Source organism: Nonomuraea sp. ZG12 (assembly GCF_052068115.1).
Lineage (GTDB): Bacteria > Actinomycetota > Actinomycetes > Streptosporangiales > Streptosporangiaceae > Nonomuraea.
On the sequence record NZ_JBQHCW010000021.1, the window covers coordinates 1 to 14,963 of the forward strand.

Annotated in this window: 10 protein-coding genes; 5 read left to right on the forward strand and 5 right to left on the reverse strand. The window is 70.7% G+C overall.

Features of this window, described 5'->3' with window-relative positions; translation table 11 throughout:
• The coding region (locus tag ACTMTF_RS37245; RefSeq protein ID WP_441114871.1) for an AAA family ATPase at positions 1 to 879 on the reverse strand (879 nt) is incomplete at its 3' end.
• Positions 880 to 909: 30 nt separating this feature from the next.
• Between ACTMTF_RS37245 and ACTMTF_RS37250 the strand changes: the two genes are divergently transcribed.
• Complete coding sequence (locus ACTMTF_RS37250) at positions 910 to 1,350, forward strand: glutaredoxin domain-containing protein (protein WP_441114872.1); 441 nt, start codon at positions 910 to 912, stop codon at positions 1,348 to 1,350.
• A gap of 66 nt (positions 1,351 to 1,416) precedes the next feature.
• Here the strand turns inward: ACTMTF_RS37250 and ACTMTF_RS37255 are convergent, their stop codons facing one another.
• Positions 1,417 to 2,064, reverse strand: coding sequence for an NAD(P)-dependent oxidoreductase (locus tag ACTMTF_RS37255; RefSeq protein WP_441114873.1), 648 nt, complete (start codon positions 2,062 to 2,064; stop codon positions 1,417 to 1,419).
• A gap of 88 nt (positions 2,065 to 2,152) precedes the next feature.
• Between ACTMTF_RS37255 and ACTMTF_RS37260 the strand changes: the two genes are divergently transcribed.
• Positions 2,153 to 2,578, forward strand: coding sequence for a winged helix-turn-helix transcriptional regulator (locus ACTMTF_RS37260; RefSeq protein ID WP_441114874.1), 426 nt, complete (start codon positions 2,153 to 2,155; stop codon positions 2,576 to 2,578).
• Positions 2,579 to 2,707: 129 nt separating this feature from the next.
• Here ACTMTF_RS37260 and ACTMTF_RS37265 read toward each other — a convergent pair whose 3' ends face one another.
• The 3 genes from ACTMTF_RS37265 to ACTMTF_RS37275 form a co-directional block, all read right to left on the reverse strand.
• On the reverse strand, positions 2,708 to 8,896 hold the full coding sequence (locus ACTMTF_RS37265) for an RHS repeat-associated core domain-containing protein (RefSeq protein ID WP_441114875.1): 6,189 nt from the start codon (positions 8,894 to 8,896) through the stop codon (positions 2,708 to 2,710).
• Between the two features lie 76 nt (positions 8,897 to 8,972).
• Positions 8,973 to 12,230, reverse strand: coding sequence for a LamG-like jellyroll fold domain-containing protein (locus ACTMTF_RS37270; protein ID WP_441114876.1), 3,258 nt, complete (start codon positions 12,228 to 12,230; stop codon positions 8,973 to 8,975).
• 297 nt (positions 12,231 to 12,527) lie between these two features.
• The gene (locus ACTMTF_RS37275; protein ID WP_441114877.1) at positions 12,528 to 13,070 is read right to left on the reverse strand and encodes a TIGR03086 family metal-binding protein; all 543 of its coding nucleotides are present in this window, start codon (positions 13,068 to 13,070) and stop codon (positions 12,528 to 12,530) included.
• Between ACTMTF_RS37275 and ACTMTF_RS37280 the strand changes: the two genes are divergently transcribed.
• The 3 genes from ACTMTF_RS37280 (at position 13,069) to ACTMTF_RS37290 (ending at position 14,962) form a co-directional block, all read left to right on the forward strand.
• Positions 13,069 to 13,896, forward strand: coding sequence for an AraC family transcriptional regulator (locus ACTMTF_RS37280; protein WP_441114878.1), 828 nt, complete (start codon positions 13,069 to 13,071; stop codon positions 13,894 to 13,896). The two genes, ACTMTF_RS37275 and ACTMTF_RS37280, sit on opposite strands and share 2 nt — an antisense overlap.
• Before the next feature lie 104 nt (positions 13,897 to 14,000).
• Positions 14,001 to 14,345 carry a DUF5946 family protein gene (locus tag ACTMTF_RS37285; RefSeq protein WP_441114879.1) on the forward strand — a complete coding sequence of 115 codons (345 nt, stop codon included), beginning with the start codon at positions 14,001 to 14,003 and terminating at the stop codon, positions 14,343 to 14,345.
• Positions 14,346 to 14,524: 179 nt separating this feature from the next.
• A complete protein-coding gene (locus ACTMTF_RS37290) occupies positions 14,525 to 14,962 on the forward strand; it encodes a Fur family transcriptional regulator (RefSeq protein ID WP_397013625.1) in 438 nt (145 codons plus the stop codon).
• Position 14,963: the final 1 nt, after the last annotated feature.

Below are 14,963 nucleotides of genomic sequence, written 5' to 3' on the forward strand. Positions count from 1 at the left end.
GGTGGCGCGCGCCCGGATCAACCGCTCCTTGGCCGCATCCACCTGCCCGGAGGTGATGGTGCCGGTCACTCCCATCTCGAAGGTGATCTCGTGGGCGAGGGCGTTGACCAGCCACGGTTGTCCCTGCGTCAGCTCGAAGACCCGGTCCACCGCGTCCTTGGTGAGCTCCTGCCCGGTCGCCTCGGTGTGCCGGCCGTAGAGCTCGGCGATCTGGTCGGCGGTGAAGTCTCCCAGCCGCAGCGACTCGGCGACGATGTTGAATGGGCTGGCCGGGTTGGACCGGCCAGGGTCGCCGCCTGAGGCGACCTTGTAGTCACGGACGTCGCGCAACCCGCACAGCACCACGGACGCGGGGAACGGACGGCCCCCCGGCCGCGCGTTGTGACCGTCGCGGAGCTGGCTGAGGATGCTGACCATGCTGTTGCCCTGCAGGGCGTCGATCTCGTCGAGGAACAGCCCGACCCGGCGCGGGCTGCGACGGCACCACTCGGTCAGCGCCGAACCGAACCGGCTGCCCGGTGTGACCTGCGGCCAGGGATCCGGCGGCAGCAATTCCTCTGACCATCCCGCCCACTCGGCGGCGTCGCGGAGGGAATCCAGCAGAAGTGACTCCGCGGCGGCGTAGTCGTCACCGGCCGACTTGGCCCGCTCGCAGGAGAACATCAGGGCGGCGATGTCGCCCTCGGCGGTGAGCTCGGACGCAAGGGTGCCCAGCGTGGTCGTCTTCCCGGTTTGTCGTGGTGCGTGCAGGACGAAGTATCGGTCCATCTCGATGAGGACGCGCGCCTGCGGGAGCCGCTGCGTGGGGGACAGCATGTGGTGGCGCTGAGGGTCACATGGGCCGGTGGTGTTGAAATATTTCGCTCGGGGTGGGCGCATGGTTACATAGTGTCATTATGTGCTGCGCCGGTGGCGAGGCAGCAGGAAATCCGCTCAGCAGACGGCCATCGTTGCAGGACCCTGGGATACGGTCCTTGGGTGTCGGCGGTCTCTGATGTGCTCTCCATCGCGGCGATCTGTTTCCTGGTGGCCTACGGGCTATGGATGTTGATCGCGAACCTGCCTCGCCGAGGTTACGGCCGGTCGTTCCAGGAGGCCGATCACGCAGGCGTGGTCCTCTACTGGCGGCCCGGCTGCCGCTTCTGCATGCGACTCCGTCTCCGCCTGCGCTTCACCGATGTGCGTTACCACGAGGTCAACATCTGGAAGGACCGGGAAGCGGCGCAGTTCGTGCGCTCTGTCGCCGACGGGAACGAAACGGTCCCTACGGTGACCGTGGACGGAAAGGCCCTGGTGAACCCCTCGCTCAAGCAGTTGATCGACACCGTCGAGGGCGGCGAGAAGCCGTAACGACCGCGACCGGGATCCCGCCTTGCTGGGCGCGCCCTCGATGGTCGACCCCGGAAACTTCCGGAGTCAGTGGCCGAGGTTGACCTGGGCCCTGTGGTGTTCGCCTTTCTCGATCAGGTCGACGAACCCGAGGGCGTAGTCCGCGGCGGAGATCCCGCCGCCGTCCTCGGGCTGAACCGCGACGTCGTCGCCGAGCCGATAACGGCCGAGTCGTTCGCGGGGCATCCGTGCGCCGAACCTGAGCGCCGGGCTCACAAAGACCCAGTCGAGTGTCGCGGGCGTGGCCGGGAGGTCCTCGATGATGAGCGCCGCCCCGGCGCGGATCTCGTCGTGGAGCTCTGCGGGGATGTGGCTGAGGTCGGTGACGAAGCGATCCGCCCCGGGCGCAGGACGCAGCGAGGAGTAACCGCCGACGACGAACAGGGGTACGCCTGCGGCATCGGCCAGACGCGCGATGGTGCTGTAGACGTCGCGGAAGGTGCCGGCCAGCGGGCCGCGTGGGGCGAGCGCGCCCACTACGACGTCCGCGCCCTCGATGGGTGCCGAAAGCGTTGCTTCGTCGGCGGCGTCGCCTTGGACGTAGGTCACGTTCGGGATCGGCGCGTCGGGAAGCGAGCGGCTCAGCACGGTGACCTGGTGACCGCGAGCAGCGGCCTCCGCGACGATGGCCGAACCGGCATAACCGGTGCCGCCGATGACGGTGATGCGAGACACGAGGTGCCCTTCTACGGGATGGGTGGCGTCGGGCGACGCGCTGCGATTACCGTATGAGTGCAGCTCTCTAATGGGAAGTAGGCACTTTGTGGTAACCACTCAGGCCGAGTCGGTGCTCCGCGGCAGCCCCTACCGCGCGGACTGCCCGACTCGCCGCATCCTGGATCGCATCGGCGACCGTTGGACGGTGCTCATCGTGGGCGCCCTCTGGGACGGCAGCGCCCGCTTCTCGGAGTTGCGCCGACGGATTGAGGGCATCTCGCAGAAGATGCTCACCCAGACTCTCCGCGGGCTCGAACGCGACGGGCTCGTGCGCCGCACCGTCTACCCCGAAGTTCCGGTCCGCGTGGAGTACACGCTCACCGAGGCGGGCCGTACCCTGCGCGAGCCGCTGCGCGCGCTGGAAGAATGGTCGATCGCGCACCTCGGCGACGTGTCAGCGTCGCAGGAAGCCTACGACCGTGCGGATCGAATGCCTCCTGACTCCACGGATCGTCCATCTCCTGCGTCATAGGTGGCACCATGCGGGCGTCAGCCCGCGCGCCCTCGGACTGGCAAGGGGTGGGTGGCCGGGGCTCTGTGGACGGTCCCCCAAGGGGGCCCGGTCCGGCAGGGGTGACCTGCCGGACCGGGTGGGCGTTCGTCAGTCGGGGCCGCTGCGCGGTCTGAGCACTTGCCAGATGAACCAGAGGACCGTCCTGGCTCCCTTCCCGGTGCGTGGCGTGTCCGACTGGTACCGGGTGTAGCCGGGGCTGTTCCCGGTGCCCTGGTGGGGCACGTACTCCGTCGCCGGGCGCTGGGTCCGGCTGTACGAGCTCAGCTCGCTGGAGTCGTACCGGCGCACTCCCATCTGTTCGTCGATCGAGCGTTTCTGCGAGTCGGACAGCCCTCTCCGTGGCTGGACCTGGTTGTTCGTCGAGGGATTTCGCTGGGCCTTGGGCGGGGTCGAGCGCTGTTGGGCGCGGCGGGTGGTGGGCCGGTGGTTGGGTCTGGCCCGGGCGGGTTTGGCGCGCCGGGTGACCGCGCGTTTGATCTTCGCCGCCGCTCTGGCGCGGGCTCGGGCCGCTGCCGCGCGGGCACGCGACGCGGCGGCTCTGGCTCGGGCCCGGGCCGCCGCGGCTCGGGCGCGCGCTGCTGCCGCTCTGCGGCGGACGGCGGCCTCGGCGGCCTTCTTGGCCTTCTCCATGGCCTTCTTCTTGGCCTCCGCGGCAGCCTTCTTCCTGGCCTGTTCCGCGGCCCGTTTCTTGGCCGCTTCGATGGCCTTGCGCCGGGCGATCTCGGCGGCCCGCCGGCGGGCGGCTGCCAGGGCCGCGCGCCGGGCGGCGGCCTGGGCGGCTCGTCGCGCGGCGGCCTGGGCGGCGCGCCGGACGGCGGCCCGCAGGGCGATCCGCAGCGCGATGCCGGCCGCGAACCAGAAGAGCTGCCCGTCGGGGTCGGTCATGGAGACCGGGCTGTTGTTGGCGTAGGCGTACCCGTTCATCTGCTGCGGGTCGGCCTCGTCGATGACCGGGTCCACGGACAGGAACCGGCCGATCGTCGGGTCGTACTCGCGGGCGCCCAGATGCACGAGCTTGGTGGTCGGGTCGACGGTTCCGCCGACGAAGCCCCGCTCGCCGGGCCACCATGGCGGTGGCGCGCCCCGGTCGGCGCCGAAGGGGGTCTGCCTGCGGATGGCCAGTTCGCCGGTCTGGGCGTCGATGGCGGCGTGGGCGGTGCCGTGGTGGTCGCCGGCGAAGAAGTAGACCTTGCCCGCGGAGGTGCGGACCGCGACGGCCTCGCCGTTGACCGTGTAGTAGCGGGTGCCGTCCACGACCTTCTTGGCGTGGTCCAGCCGCAGCTCCATGTCGTCCACGTACAGGGTGGTGTCCGTGGGGGTCTTGCGGAGCAGCCGGTCGCCGTCGGCGTCGTAGACGAACGAGGTGGTCGTGCCGCCTTCGGTCACCGACTCCAGGTTGCCTTCGGCGTCCCAGGCGAGCCGTTGTTCGGCGGTCCCGGTCCTGCGGGTGATCGTGTTGCCCGCCGCGTCGTACTCGTAGGAGGAGGGCTGGCCGGGCCCGGTGGGGGTGACCGAGGTGAGCGCGTGCGGGCGGGCCTGGCCGGAGTTCGGGTAGGCGTAGTCGCGGACGGTCTCCGACCGGCCGCCGAACGCGTGGTGGGTCTCCTTCGTACGGTTTCCGGTGGAGTCGTAGGCGTAGCTGGTGGCGTACGGCGCGGCGCCGCCGATCAGGTCCGAGCGAGGGGCGCCGGAGGCGCAGGCGTCGGTGGCGGTCCACGCGGCGGTGAGGCGGCGTAGCGGGTCGTAGGTGAAGCACTGAGTGTCCACGTCACGGTCGGCGATGCGGGTGATGTTGCCGACGGCGTCGTAGGTGTAGTGCAGGTCCAGGTCGGAGGAGGTGCCGATGTCCCGGTCGAGTTGCGACCTGATCAGCCTCCTGGTGCCCTCCTCGTGGGTGCGGGTCAGCCAGCTCTTGGGCCCGCCCGTGCTGAGCTCGTACTGCAGCGTCTCGCCGAGCTTGCTGTAGCGGGCGTCGGTGACGTACGTGGACAGGCCCTCGACCTTCGTGGGCTGGCGCAGCTCGTCGTAGCCGTAGGTCACGGTCTCGTCCGGGAGGCCGCCGGCCTCGGGGAACGTGATGGACTGCACCTGGTCGTCGGCCGTGAACCGGGTGTTGAAGACGTACGTGCCGGCGAGTTGGCCCTCACGCTCGGGGACCGTGACGCTCTGCCGGAGGGTGCGGTACTCCCGGTCGATGGCCTCGATCTTCGCGGCGTACGCCTGCCCGCCCACGTATCGGATGGACTCGTTCAGGTGGCCCTTGGCCAGCGCGTCGTAGCGCCATTCGGCCAGCGTGGTCGTGCCCTCGCGGGTCGAGGTCCTGCGCCCGAGGGCGTCGTAGGTGTGCGTCAGGGTGCGTCCGCGCGCGTCGGTGCTGGAGACCTCCTCGTCCAGGTCGTTGAACGCGCGGGTGGTGACGCCCTTGTCCGGGTCCTCCGTCTTGACCTCGCGGTCGCGCAGGTCGTAGTGGTGCCGCCAGGTGTTGCCCGCGGAGTCGGTCACCGAGGCGAGCCGGCCCGCCTTGTCGTAGGTGTACTTGGTGGTGGCGTACTCTCCTGCCGGGGTCGTGCCCTTGTACAGGCGCTGCTCCACCATCCGGCCCTCGGCGTCGGACAGGACGGTGGCGGCGCTCCCGCCGGGCGGCGGGGTCACGTGCGACCGGTCGGCCGCGCGCCGGACGGACGTCTTCCACTGCTCCTGGCCCTTGACGCGGTAGCTCTGGGTGACCAGCTCGCCGGTCCCGTCGAAACTGGACACGACCTGGCCGGCGACGTCGTCGTCCGCCACGCCCAGCAGCTGCGTCCCTGCGTCGCCGGTGGCGTAGTAGCCCTCGTTGGACTTGGCCACCTCGCCGATGGAGTTGTGGAAGGTGTCGGTGACGACCCGGCCGCCGCCGGGCGCGGGCTCCTGGGTCTGGCGCGGGCGCAGCAGGCCGTCGTAGAGCTCGTGGCTGACGATGTACTCGCCGGTGGTGGCGAGTGTCCTGGTGGTGACGATGTTCGGGCCGTCGGTACGGATCTGGTAGGAGTACTCGGTGTTGGGCGACTGGCCCGCCGCCTTGCTTCTGTCGTGCTGCCACACCTTGACCAGCCGCCCGAGGGCGTCGTGGTCCAGGTCGGTGCGGCGGCCGTTCTCGTCCTCCTCGGCGACCGGCTCGCCCCAGGCCGGGTCGACGTAGGTGACGTCGGCGTGGCCCAGCGGGTTGGTGGAGCGCACCTCGGTCGCCTGCGCGCCCGAGGCCGGCACGTACGCGGTGGTGGTCGAGCCGCCCGCCGCGTCGGTCTCCGACGTGACGCGGCCGTAGGCGTCGTAACCGTGTGCCACGTCCAGGACGTACCTCGGGGTAGTCCCGTCGTAGGAGGCCAGCTCCTCTTCGCGGGTCACGTCGCCGCGCACCGGCGGCTGCCCGAACGCCCGGCCGTCGAAGTGGAACCGTTCGTCCGACAGCACGTCTGCGGGCCGTTGCGGCTCGGCCGAGCACGCTCTGCCCACCGTCTCGACCCGGCTGACGAAGTCGAGCATCCACGTGCCCGTGTCACGGGTGTAGGTGTTGCGGGTGCAGATGTCGTCGGCCGGATCGGCCACGTCGCCGAGGTCGCCCACCTGGGTGATCATGCCGTGCTCGTCGTAGGCGCGCTCCTCGGCGGTGCGCCGCCAGGTGCCGTCCTCCTTCAGGTCCCGGGTGGTCATCTTCGCGGACTGCACCAGGTGTGCGGTCTTCGTCACGCCCTCGAACGTGAACTCGGCCGTCTTGCGCCACCAGGGCTCCTCGACGGTGGCCGACAGCATCTTGCCGCCGTCGCCGTCGTACACGATCGTCTCCAGGTCCGCCCCGGCGAGCTGATCGTGGTCGTCGCGCGCCTTGCCCTCGCTGTCGGTGACCTTGACGTCCTTACGGCTTCCGCTGTCCAGCCGGTCGCCGTGCATGCCCCGGTAGTAGCGGTGCTCGACCATCGTGCGCGGCCCGTCCTGGCCGTCGCCCTGCCGTACCCGGACGCGGGCGTAGCCGCGCCAGTCGGACCAGGTGCGCTCCTTGGGTTTGATCAGGATGTGCTCGGCGTACCGCCAGGCGGCCCCGTCGAGGTACTCGAAGTCGGTGACCATCCACGGGGAGCGGGCGGTCCTGTCGATCTCCACGGTCTGCGCGACGACGTACTTGTGGAACCAGTCCAGGACCTGCATCTCGTCCTGGGGCGCCCACCGCTGCGGGAAGCAGCGCTTGGTGTTGCTGTCGGCCGCGGGCGGGTTCCCCGGCGTGCACTCCTCGGGCGCGTAGTTGACCCGGATCTCCGCGCCGGCCTCGGTGTTGATCGACTGGACGCGCCACTTGTACAGCGGGGCGCGGCCCTCGTCGGTGTCCACCCGGTTCTTCAGCTGTACGCCGGCGAAGGTCACCTTCGGCAGCGTCACGGTGCCGCGGACGTGGCCGGTGTGCTGGACGGAGTTCAGCCACAACGCCGGGCTCAGGCCGTCGCCCGTGGCGGGGAAGGAGTGGGTCAGGGTCCAGGAGTCCACGTCCTGGTACCCCGTGCCGGAGCGGACCTCGGTGGTCACCTTCGCCAGCCGCTTGCGGGTCCAGAATGTCGGGGACAGCCGGTCCTTGCAGGTCTCGCCCGCGTCGCACTTGCGGTCGAAGGGGACATCCGGCCAGTGGTTGGCCGTGTCCTTGGTGAGCTGGTCCGGCTCGCAGGTGATGCTGCCGCTCGGCACGCACCGCTCGGCCACGGTGAACGCGACCCGCGCCGCCGGCGCGCCGGTGAACAGCTCGGCCGAGCGGTAGCCGTAGTCGATGCGGGTCAGGTAGCCGCCTCTTACGTAGGCGGTCCCCAGGTCGGGCTTCTCGTTGCGGCCGTAGTGGTTGGTCTCGGTGGCGTACCAGTGGGTGGCGGCGTTGCCGTGCCGGTCCACGCTGTAGTCCAGGTTCCACCGCCAGGCCTGCTGGCACCACGCGTTCGCGGGTGTGGAGTCGTGGCACGGCTCGCCGGCCTCGTTGCCGAACACCGGCACCGTCCAGGCGGACTTCGTCTCCGGCTTGCCGGAGGCCCAGCCGGGCAGCCGGTTCAGGCCGAAGTGGTACTGGGTGCCGTCGGTCGTGGTGAGCCGCCAGTATTCGCCGTTGTTGTCGCCGTTCGTGGCGCCGGTGAGCAGCTCGATCCGGGTGCCGTCGTCGCGCTTGGGCCGCCAGGCCTTCGTCGTGGCGTCCTTGACCAGCTCCACGGCCGAGCCGTTCAGCATCAGCGTGGCGTTGTCGTGGTCCCAGCACAGGTCACCGGTCTTGCGGCCGTCGGCCATGCAGGACTTGTAGCGGCGCTCGACGTAGCCGCCCGGGGTCAGGTCGAAGCCCTCGCCCACCCAGGACACCTGGTTGTTGGTGGCCGAGGTGCGGCCGTCCACGCTCTGCGAGGAGTAGTTCAGGCTGATCACGGGCTCCTCGCCGCCGATCGACGGCGGCGCCCGCATCGGGTGGTTCCAGCTGAAGTCGCCCGACTGGGGTCCGACGCTCCACTTCGACGACGGCGCCAGTGAGGTGGCGGAGTAGTCGCCCGAGGCGCCCGAGGCGGCGGCGGTCAGCGCGTACAGCCGGGAGCCGGAGGCGGCGACCTCCACGTCGGCGGTGAGGGTGCCGGCCTTGACGTCGTTCTCGGCCGGCACCGGCTTCGGCTCGGGGCAGGCCGCCCCCGTGTCCGTGAGCGCGCAGTCGGGCAGTTCGACCAGTTTCAGCCGCGCGGCGTAGTCACCGCCGAACGCCTGCCGGAAGCCCGAGTAGTCCAGCTCGACCTGGGCCCGGCCGCCTCGGCTGGCGTCCTGCCCCCGGGACAGGCGCAGCGCGACACCGTCGACGGCGGGCGTCTTGGCCCGGTCGAGGATCTCCACCTTGACCCGTTCCGGCGGCGGCTGGGCCCGTCTGGCCTCCGCGTTCTCGGGAGCGGCCAGCCTGACCGGCAGCGAGCCGGCCTTGGCGCCGCCCGGCGCCACCTCGGCCGTGCCCGGTTTCGGCCAGGCCACGGCCGGGGCCGTCTTGAGCGCACGCTCGGCCGCGGCGTCTTTCGCCTTGGGCAGCACGGGAACCGGCTTGCCGGGAACCGGCTCCTCCTTCTGCACCTCAGGCCGCACTCTTGGGGCGGCCTGGGCCGGCATGGCGTACACGAGCGGTACCACGATCAGCACCGCGATGGCCGCGCAGGCCCGGACGAACCAGCGGAACTTACGCGGGTACCACTCGAAGATCAGGAAGGTCGAACGATCGGGCTCCGGGAGGTCCTCAGGGTCGTACATCCTCACCGTCCAGGGTTCGGGCATGCGGGTGCGGCCGGTCCGGCGGAGCCAGGGCACGGCTCCGCCGGTAGGAGGGTCATTCGGCGGCGAGCCGGGCGACGTTCTCGTCGCTCAACGCGCCCTGATAGGTGCGTACGTCATCGACGATCCCGGGCCATTGCCCGGTGACCGCCCCGTCGTGCAGGGCCCGGCCGAGTTGCAGCGGCCCGGTGGAGTTCCAGTTGCTCAGGTGGTCCACTTCGGTGGTGGCGACGAGCTGCCCGCCCACATAGACGCGCAGCTTCTTGGCGAGCGCGTCGTACACGCCCGCGACGTGCGCCCATTCCATGGCGAACGGGACGCTGTCGGAGTGGGTGCGGGTCACCGGAGCGCCGTCCGCGTCGGCGTCCGCCATGCCGAAGGACCAGCGCGGCCCCTGCGCGGCGTAGCCGAGCGTGAAGCCGCTGGCCCGGTTCCCGTTCTGGGCCACCGCGGCCGCGTCGGCCGTCGGCAGCGAGTCGAGCTGCACCCACGCCGTGACGGTGAAGCTGTCGTCCGTGCGCATCGCCGGCCCCGGCGCCTGCGCGTGGCCGGTGGTTCCGTCGAGCGCGAGCGCCCCGTCGAGCCAGCCGTCCGTCCACGAGGCTCCGGTGGCGAGGGTGAGCGGGCCGGTGCGGTTCGCCGCGTCGGCGGCGGCCGTGCCGGTCTCCTCGTCCAGCCGCCAGTGGCCGGTGAGCGTGGCCGCGTGGTTGACCAGCATGACCACTTCCTCGTCGGCCAGCGCCCGGTCGTGCACCCGGACCTCGTCCACCTCGCCCGGCCACGGGTCGGTCTGCCTGCCCTGGTAGAGGGCCTGACCGAACTGCACCGCCGTCGCCGGTCCCGCCCCTCCGTGGTACGCCACCGGCCCGCCGGCGAGCCGGCCGTTCACGTACAGGAACATCGACCGGGTGGCGGAGTCGTACACGCCGGCCAGGTGGGTCCACTCGCCCGCGACGGGGACGATCGCGGGGTTGTCCACCCAGACGGTCTGGGAGGTGCCGCCGGGGTTGTTCATCATGAACGTCCACGACTTGACGCTGCCGTGATATCCGAGCCAGAAGCCGCTGTTGTCCTGCCCGGCCTGGCTCACCGCGGCGGCGTTGCCCGCCGGCAGCGACGACAGCCGCACCCACGCCGAGACCGCGACGTTCTGCTCGGTCGGCGCGACGCCCGCGGAGGTCGTGGCGTGCTGGCCGGCGCCGGCGAAGCGCAGCGCCTTGCCGGCCCGGCCCTCGCTCCAGGTGGCGCCGCCGAGCGCCGCCGGGTGGGAGCCCGCCTCGTCGCCCGCGGTCACGCCGGAGCCCTCGTCGAGCCGCCAGTAGCCCACCGGGCCGGTGCCGGGGCGCACGTTGAACACGTAGCTGCGGATCGGGCCCTGCTTGCCGGCGGCGTCCTTGCTGCGCACCGACAGCACGTTCGGGCCCTCCTCCAGCGGGGTGAGCCGGATCGTCGCGGAGCCACCGGCCGTGTCGGCGCGCACCTCGGTGGCCGGGTTGGTGTTGAGCCCGTACAGGAACGAGGTCACGTCGGGCACGCCGTTCGCGCCGAAGGTGAACTCCCCGGCGCGGCCCAGCCCCTCACCCCACAGGTTCTCCGGGTACTGCTGCGAGGTCACGGTGGCCTCGCTGCCCGGAGCGGTCATGTCCACCCCGATCTCGCAGTACGGGCTCCACGCGCTGTTCGCCTTCCCGTCCTCGCCGCGCACCCGCCACCTGATCACCGAGCCGTCGGCGAACGCCCCGGCGGGGACACTGGCGGTGAACGCGTTGCCCGAAGCCGCGGCGGCGGTGACGAACTCGCCCACCTTGGTGGTGTCCGCGTACCACTCGAAGCGGCCCTTGACCGTGTTGTCGCCGTCGCGCAGTTTGGCCCACAGCTTCGGCGTCGCCGTCCCGGCCAGCGGCCGGCCGTCGCCCGAGACGCACGGGCCGCCCGGGTCGGACCAGACGTCGGCGGTCAGGGGAGCAGTGGGGATGGTGTTGTACTCGACGACGAGCGTGGGGTTGTTGCGGAACTTCTTCCACGCGAACGTGTCGGTCTCGCTCGTGGCCCGCAGGCCCATCGTGATGTTGGACCACTTCTTGGCCGACGCCTGGGTCGCCGCCACCGTCGCGTCGAACTCCACGCCGCCCGCCGGGCAGGACGTGCTCCAGCCCTTGGCGACGTTCTCGGTGTCCAGCTTCGTGGCCCAGGACGGCTGGTTGCTCCAGGTGGTGGACTTGCTGATGGCGCCGGTCAGCCACAGCTCCACCGGCTTCTTGGTGCACGACCACGCCCACGTCTCGTACATGCGCAGGGTCGCCTTGATGATCTGCTTGCCGTGGATGGCGCTGCCGGTGTTCATCTGGAAGAACGACCGGTTCGTCCCTCCGGTGTCGTTCTCGTGCCCGACCCGGGCCACGTCGCTGGAGTTGAGGTAGTTGGTGGACGGGTACTTCTTCCAGACCGAGGTCCAGGCGCCGCGCGCCGCCGACACCGACGGGTCGAGGTAGACCGGGTACTTCGTGGCCGGGTCGGCCAGCATGGCCTTGTCAGGGGTGAGCGTCAGGTCCTCGCCGGAGATCTTCAGGCCCATCGCCTCGTGCCGGGAGCCCGGGTTCGGCCCCTCACCCGGACGGTTGGCCAGGGCGATCCGGCTGCCCTTCGCGTCGGCGGGCGAGCCCCACATCAGCGGCGTGGGCGCGGCGAACACCTGCGCGCCCGACCGGTCCACGGCCTGCATGCCGCCGCCCTGCTCCTGCTTGATGGAAACGTTTTCTGTAGTGAGCGCAAAACGAAGCCGGTCGAGGCGGCCGTTCAACGCGGCTTGTCTGTTCTTCACGACGAGCACGTGCGAGAAGCCGTCCACATCGGCCGTCACCTGCAGGTCCACGTCGGGGAGCACGTCGGCGTAGGTGGCGGTGGCGCCGTCGAGGACGGGCTCCGGCAGCCCTGCCGGCCAGCTCAGCGCCAGCGACTTGCCGCCCCGCGCGACCTTCGCCATCGGGGCGTCGCCGCCGCCGGAGAAGCTCAGGTCCACGGCGGTGGCGGCGGGCGCGACCGAGCCGTCGGGCAGGCGGTGCAGCGTGGTGTCGACCGGGGTCCACCGGCCCTGCTTGCGCACCCGGATCGGGCGGGCGTTCTGCTCCAGTACGAGGTTGCCCTCCGGGGTGGCGTAGACGGTGCGGGTCTCGGTGCGCAGGGAGCCCACCTCGACGCGGTCGCCCTGCTGTGCGGCCGCCGCCAGGGCGCCCTGCTCGGTGGCGGTGTCCGGTGGGGCCTGCTGGGCGGACGGCTCGTCGGCGAGCGCCGGGGGCGTCACCAGGCCGGACAAGAGAAAAGCAGCCGCGGCGGCGACTGCTGTCAGGGCTCTTGGGGGAAGGGGGGATAAGCCTGCGAAGCGGCGGCGTGGCGGCGTGGCCATGCGCTTGACTTGAGCCATCATGCCTCCGAGGACGCTGTGTAAACCGGAGATTCTTGCGCAAGTGTGCATGTGGCCGTCGCAGTGATCAAGGGCTAGATCACGATATGTAGAGATCTTCCAGAAAGACCCGATTTCTCGGTAAATATCGCCATAGGCCGCCCCGTGGGCTGATTGTGGGGGGTTGTCCTGTCTCGCCCGACAGGATGATCAAGGGGTCCAGGCCGGATCCCGGCCGACGATGCCGAGGAGGCGGTCGAGCTCAGGGGCGTCGTCCGGCACCGCCACCGGCGGCCCGAAAGCGCCGCGCCGCCTGCCCATCTCCGCCATCTGGCCGGTGAACTCCAGCGCCCGCGAGACCGCCCCGGGCTCCGGCTCGTACGGCTGACCCGTGGCCCTGGCCAGCTCCCAGCCGTGCACGACCAGGTCGACGAGGTACATGTGACCCAGCGCGGTCATCGGCAGGCCCATGCCGGGGCTGGTCCCCTCCCACGCCTCGGGCCGCGACCAGGTGGCGAGGGTGCGCTCCGCCCGTTCGGGGAAGTCGCCGGCGTACGGCCCCTGCTCGACGCGCAGCCCCATCCGGCCCAGCGACTCGAACAGCTCCGCCACCCATTCCAGGTGGTGGATCAGCTCCTTGACGTCGAACTTCGCGCACGGCGTCGGCGTCCCGAACTGCTCCTCACGCACCCTGCGCACCACTTGAGAGGTGCGTTCGGTGGCGCGCGCCATCAGCGGCATCATGTCATCCATGGCAGCCATGTTGTCCCGCCCGCCCGAAGGGCGGCTTGTAGAAACGCGACAGCGCGGCTGGGTCGACCCGTACGCCGGACTGGCGGCCTTCGACTACGCCCGCCACACACCCTCACCCGAGATCTCCGCATTCGTGAACCACTTCTGGGTCGTCACCTGGACCGACCTCGCCGAGCCGTACGAACAGCGCATCGTCTCCCACCCCACGGTCAACATGACCATCACGTCCGACTTCCACCGGATCGCGGGCGTGATCAGAGGCGGCTTCTCCTACACGATGCGGGCCAGCGGCCGCGCGCTCGGCACTCGCTTCCGCCCCGGCGGCTTCCGCCCGTTCCTGCGCCGCCCCGTCTCCGAGCTGACCGGCGGCTTCGTGGAGATCAGCGACATGTACGGCGCAGCGGGCGCGGCCGTGGTCGACCAGGTCCTGGCCGAGTCCGACCCCCGTGCCGCCGTCGCGCGCGTCGAGACGTTCCTGCGGAGCTTGGAGCCGGAGCCGGATCCGCTGGTCGAGGAGGCCGAGGCGCTGGTCGCGCTGGTGGAGAGCGACGTGTCCATGACCAGGGTCGACCAGCTGGCCGCCCGATCGGGACGGTCGGTGCGCTCGTTGCAGCGACTGTTCCGGGATTATGTCGGCATCGGCCCCAAGTGGGTGATCCGCCGCTTCCGGCTGTACGAGGCCGCGGAGCGGGTCTACGAGGGCCTCGACCTCGCCACGCTGGCCACCGAGCTCGGCTACACCGACCAGGCCCACCTGACCCGCGACTTCACCGCCGCCGTCGGCACGACCCCCGCGGCGTACGCCCGGCTCCGCACCCGGGCCTGACGACGCTTCGGGTGTGGCGCGGAAATGCCGTCGACAACGGGGTGAACCGCCGCCTATGTTGCGGACCATGGCAGACAGTCCCCGCGTGGATCAGTGCGACTGCGGTGCGACGGCTGCAGCATCCTGCCAGGGCTCACGAGAAGTACCTCGACGGTCAGTACCGCTGGCTGCAGTTCTACCTGGACCAGGGCCTGGACGCGCTGATCCGCATGGGGCGCCATCAGGTGGCCCGGAACAATCACAAGGCTCAGTCGGGGTACGACATGCGGCCGCTGGCGCCGTACGCGCCGCTGCCGGTCGGCGGGTCTCCTGGGCAATTCGGCGCCACGTTCTGCGAGTTGCCGTACGTCAACGACAGTTTCGTCTCTGACGGACATGCGGCGTACGGGCGCCGCATCCACGCCATCGTGGACGCGACCGTGGAATCCTGGCGAGCCGTCCCGGCCTGATCCGGGGTGCCGGCTCAAGAAGCGTGGGCGGCGGCGCTCCCGGCCAGGCCGTCAATCGCCGGCCCGAGCGAGCGATCGGCATCCAGCTCGCACCAGGACAGCCGTTGACGTAGCCTGCTCTATCCTTGGATTATTCGTTATCTTGCACTATTCACGTTTATGTAGGCAGGTGTGGCCCTATGACCGCATCCAGTACTCCGACCACCGCTGAGGAGCTGCGTGGTGCGGGCCTGCGGGTGACCGCCGCCCGTGTCGCGCTGCTCGAGACCGTCCGGAAGGGCGACCACCTCGACGTCGAGGCGCTCGCCGCCGGGGTGCGCGATCGGGTGGGCCATGTCTCCCTTCAGGCCGTCTACGAGGCCCTTCACGCACTCACCGCGGCGGGACTCGTCCGGCGCATCGAACCGGCCGGCAGCCCGGCCCGGTTCGAGGGCCGTGTCGGGGACAACCACCACCACGTCGTGTGCCGTTCGTGCGGTGTCGTCGCGGACGTCGACTGCGCGGTCGGCGAGATCCCCTGCCTGACCGCGTCCAACGACCACGGCTTCTCGATCGACGAGGCCGAGGTCATCTACTGGGGCCTGTGCCCCGCCTGTTCCACCGCCCGCAGTGCCTGAG